Raw genomic sequence first — 4,657 nt, 5'->3', positions numbered from 1 at the left:
AAATTCGGGGCGAAAATAATCATGCAGAGGAAGGTTGACAGATGCCGCCGCAGGAAAAACAGGTAAAAGAAGTAAACTGTTTTTCCACGCGGTGTAAGTGAAACGCACGAATTTGTGCGTCCCTTCGATCCTTCAAATTCGGCGTCCTACTTATAGAAGAATTTTCCGAAGAAAGGGATTTTTTTTGCGTCTTCACGCGTTACGCCGCCAGTAAGCGTCATGATCCCCAGATAGATTGCGGAGCCGGCTGCGGTCGTCATGAGAAGGCGAATGAAGAGGCTTGCCGTTACTGTTGCCGCAGCGGCGTAAAGAAAGTACATGGTTACCCCCATGACAGCCGCCGCAAGTGTATTTCGCAAGACTACTTTAACGTCGAGGATATAGCCGGTATATTTATAGATAAAGATCAGGTTCAGGCCGGCGGCGACACCGATGTCGGCGGCCGTTGCATAGGCGGCGCCGGTAATGCCCAGAGCAGGACTGGCAACGAGGACCCAGTTACAGAGAACTTTGACGATACAGGCGATAATCATATTGATTACAGGGATTTTCGGCTTTTTCAGTCCTTGTAAAATAGCCGTTGTTATTTGGTGCATACCGAGAAAACAGATAGCAACGGCGATCGCCTGTGTTGCGTCTTTGGCCGCCGGCGCGTTATAGATGAACGTAACGACCGGTTCGGCGAGAACGTAGAGCATGACACTGAAAGGAATCGTTACCAGGAGGGCGATACGTGCGGCGCCGGCAGTGCGGGCGTAAATTTCCGCTCTATCATTCAGCGTAAAGCTGTGGCTTATGGCCGGGACCAGACTCATCGCCATAGCTGCCGTAAGTATAGTCGCCAGGTTGATAAGAGGCACGGACATGCCCGTCAGATAGCCGAAGAGTTCCGTTGCTTTATGTGTTGTATAGCCTGCAACTTCAAGCCGATAAGGCACGATCATAAGATCTAAGTTTGAAACGACGGGCAGCATGATGCTTGCCATGGAAATCGGTATGGAAAGGACAATAAGCCTTTTCAAAATATTTTTTACAGGCTCTTTTTTAAAACTTTCCGACTGAGCGGGAAGAGACCGCTTCAATTTAATATAGAAGTATAAAAGCACCGTCCATGCCGCGGCACCGCCCATAGCGGCGCCCAGGCTGGCGCCGCCGGCCGCATAATCCAACCCGTACGGTAAAAGCAGATAAGCGAAACCGAGCATCGTCGCGACACGGACAAGCTGTTCCACGATTTGAGAGAGAGCAGTCGGCGTCATTTGCTGCCAGCCCTGCATATATCCTCTGTAGCCGGCTATAACGGTTGTAAAGAAGATTGCCGGCACAAGTGCGAGCAGGGAGTAATACGCCCGGCTGTCACGAATGATATGAAATTCAATGAGCAGGGACGAAGCGAAATAAACTATAATGCTCAGAAGGATGGCTGTCGTCGTCAGTAAGGATAGAGAAACGCTGAATACTCGCCCCGCATTCCCGTAGTCATTACGGGCCACTTTTTCGGCCGTTATAATAGAAATAGCGATGGGGATGCCGGCGCTGGAAATTTCCAAAGCAAGTAAGTAAACGGGAAAGGCCATCTGGTAAATACCGATACCTTCTCCTCCGAGTATACGTGACAGAATAATCCAGTTGACACTTCCGATAGCCTTGACGACGAAACCCGACAAGGTCAGGATTAATGTGCCGGAAACGAACTTGTTAGCCATAACTACCTCTCTATGCGGATATATGCTGAATAACAACTCATTTTAGCATAAATGAAAAAGGCTCACAAGGAAGGTAACCATGTACTTTTGGCCGGGATTAAAGTTGGAATAGTATAAAAAAGTAATACTTAAAATAATTAGAGAAATATCCTTGACCCGTGATTAGAATATACTATAATATTAATATAATTAACTATGTGAAATTAGTATCAATATTAAAAATATGTGGCAGGGGTGGAGAAATGGCTGAATTTCAATCAAGATTTCAAGAATACAAAAAACGCGTCCCCATTGATGAAAAAAATTGTTCAGTGCGTTTTGACGTGACAAAGTGTAAAAATTGTACTCTCTGCCGCAGGGCCTGTGAAACGATGCAGACGGTACTGGACTATTATTCCCTCGAAAGTACGGGTGATATGCCCGTTTGTGTGCATTGCGGGCAGTGTGCCAACGCATGTCCGTTCGGCGCGATTACGGAAGTAAATGATGTTGAGCGCGTTAAAGCGGCGATTGCCGATAAGGATACGGTTGTCACCTTTCAAACGGCGCCTGCCGTTCGCGTCGGGCTCGGCGAAGCTTTCGGCTTGGAAGCGGGAACTTTCGTTCAGGGGAAAATGATTGCGGCGTTGCGAAAACTCGGTGCAGACTATGTGTTTGATACAAATTACGGTGCCGACCTGACCATTCAGGAAGAGGCGAGCGAGCTTTTACACCGTGTAGTGTCCGAAGACATTCCGTTACCTCAGTTTACGAGCTGTTGTCCTGCGTGGGTTGAGTTTGCGGAAACCTTTTATCCCGAATTGATCCCTCATCTCTCGACAGCCAAAAGTCCCATCAGCATAATGAGCGCCGCTGAAAAAATCTGGTTTGCCGAAGAGCAGAAAATCGCCCCCGGAAAAATAGTTAATGTTTGTGTTACGCCGTGTACGGCAAAAAAAGCGGAAATCAGAAGACCCGAGTTAAACGCGGCGGCCCGGTACTGGGACAAATCGTCTTTAATGGATACGGATATCTGCATTACAACAAGGGAACTGGCCGATTGGATAAAAGAGGCGGCAATAGACTTTGATTCTCTGGAAGATGAGCGGTATGATCCCGTTTTCGGTGAAGCATCGGGCGGCGGCATTATCTTCGGCAACACCGGCGGGGTAATGGAAGCGGCTTTGCGTTCGGCGTACTATTTCCATACAGGATCTCCGGCTCCGGCGGAATTCATTCCTTTTGAACCGATCCGCGGCCTTCAAGGTGTAAAAGAAGCCGATGTGCCTTTAGGCGATGTGACTTTGCGTATTGCGGCCATCAGCGGGTTGGGCAACGCCCGTGCGTTTATCGATAAAATAAGAAGCGAAGGCACCTTCGGAAAATATGCTTTTATTGAAGTAATGGCATGTCCGGGCGGCTGTATCGGCGGCGGCGGTCAACCGAAAGTGAAAATGCCGATGGTACAAAAAACACAACAGGCTCGTGTCGATTCATTATATAAGCGTGATGATGAAGTCAAGCTTAAAGCGTCTTGGGAAAATCCTGAAATCCAAGTATTGTATAATGAGTTTTTTGAAAAACCGTTGTCTGAAAAATCGGAGGCCTATTTGCATACGATTTTTACAGATCGTTCTGCAGATTTAGGCCCCGAAAAGCATGTTACGCCTCAGACGAACAGTATGTCTCCGAAGTATAAACCGGTTGAATAAAGATAAGAAAAGCTGTGCAGTAATACCGAACTGACCTCCAGAAAAAGTTGGACTTGGAAAATCTGACTGAAAGAGGTCAGTTTTTTGATTATTTAGGGATGAAGCAGTTTTTTGACTATTTATTGCCAATTAGTAATAGTATCCATGTAAAAGATGATATAATATATTGAAGAGGTGGAGATTTAGTAATTGAACTATAATGCTTTTAAGGAGGTATAGGATGAATCTGGATCATTTCATATATTTCATTGAAACGGTAAAGCATAATAGTTTTACAACCGCTTCTGAAAAATTGTTTATAAGCCAGTCTACAATAAGTAAAGCTATTAGATCGCTGGAAAAAGAATATGATACGAATTTGATAGACCGAACTTCTAAGCAGTTTAAACTGACTTCTGCGGGAGAATTGTTTTATTATAGTGCCGTCAAGATTGTTTCTAATTATCAAGCGGAAAATGAATTGTTGTTGGATCTGTTGAAAAGTAAAAAAGGCACGTTGAAACTGGGAGTCCCTCCTGTAACCATTACTATTGTGTATTCCCTTTTAAATACATATAAAGCCATATATCCTGATATTAGGCTGCAGATTTTGGAAATGGGGGCAAATAAAATATATTCACTTGCGAAGTCTGGCGCCATTGATATAGGCATTTTAATACAGCCGTTTAAAAATCCCGATTTCCTTCAAATTCCCTTTTATCATTCCGATATAGTTTGTCTTTCCGGATTAAATCATCCGCGATTGAGCGGAAAGAAAAAAGTACATTGGAGTGAGTTGTGTAATGAAAACTTATGTATATTGGATAAAAGTTTTATGCTGCATGATATCATTTTAAAAGAGTACAAAAATATGAATATAAATCCGATTATCAGTTTGGAAAGTGCTCAATGGGATTTACTGATTGAGGCGGTTTCCAATAGTGAATCAATTACATTTTTGCCGAGACCGATCATAGAAATGTTTTGCCGGAACAAAATTGAGATTCATGAAATACACCAACTGAATCTTCCTTGGATCCCCACGGCCGTTTATCATAAGGGAAAGTTTTTATCGACTCCGATAAAATTATTTCTTGATATGGTAAAAAACTATAATAACAGGCAATCTCTTATTTAGTCACTCGACATCAAGCGATATTTTTGTCTTAGAGTACAAAATAGAACTAAATAAATATTAATATCATATGAAAAAAATTCATAGTTCAATTGAATTAAAACCTTTTTACATAAAGTATATGATAATGATAAAATTAATATATA

3 protein-coding genes are annotated in these 4,657 nt (G+C 43.5%); 2 read left to right on the top strand and 1 reads right to left on the bottom strand.

The annotated features are described in order from the left end of the window. Positions 1-146: 146 nt before the first annotated feature. Positions 147-1,706 (bottom strand): putative polysaccharide biosynthesis protein, encoded by a 1,560-nt coding sequence (locus tag HMPREF0080_RS03895; protein ID WP_006789934.1) that lies wholly within the window; start codon positions 1,704-1,706, stop codon positions 147-149. 242 nt (positions 1,707-1,948) lie between these two features. Between HMPREF0080_RS03895 and HMPREF0080_RS03890 the strand changes: the two genes are divergently transcribed. Together HMPREF0080_RS03890 and HMPREF0080_RS03885 are read left to right on the top strand one after the other, a co-directional pair. Then, positions 1,949-3,397, top strand: coding sequence for a [FeFe] hydrogenase, group A (locus HMPREF0080_RS03890; protein WP_040347162.1), 1,449 nt, complete (start codon positions 1,949-1,951; stop codon positions 3,395-3,397). A gap of 220 nt (positions 3,398-3,617) precedes the next feature. Continuing rightward, on the top strand, positions 3,618-4,514 hold the full coding sequence (locus tag HMPREF0080_RS03885; protein WP_006789932.1) for a LysR family transcriptional regulator: 897 nt from the start codon (positions 3,618-3,620) through the stop codon (positions 4,512-4,514). Positions 4,515-4,657 lie beyond the last annotated feature (143 nt).

It is taken from the genome of Megasphaera geminata F0357, from assembly GCF_000239275.1.
Lineage (GTDB): Bacteria > Bacillota > Negativicutes > Veillonellales > Megasphaeraceae > Megasphaera > Megasphaera geminata.
Note: the sequence above shows the minus strand (reverse complement) of the source record. Positions and strands in the feature narration are given on the sequence as shown.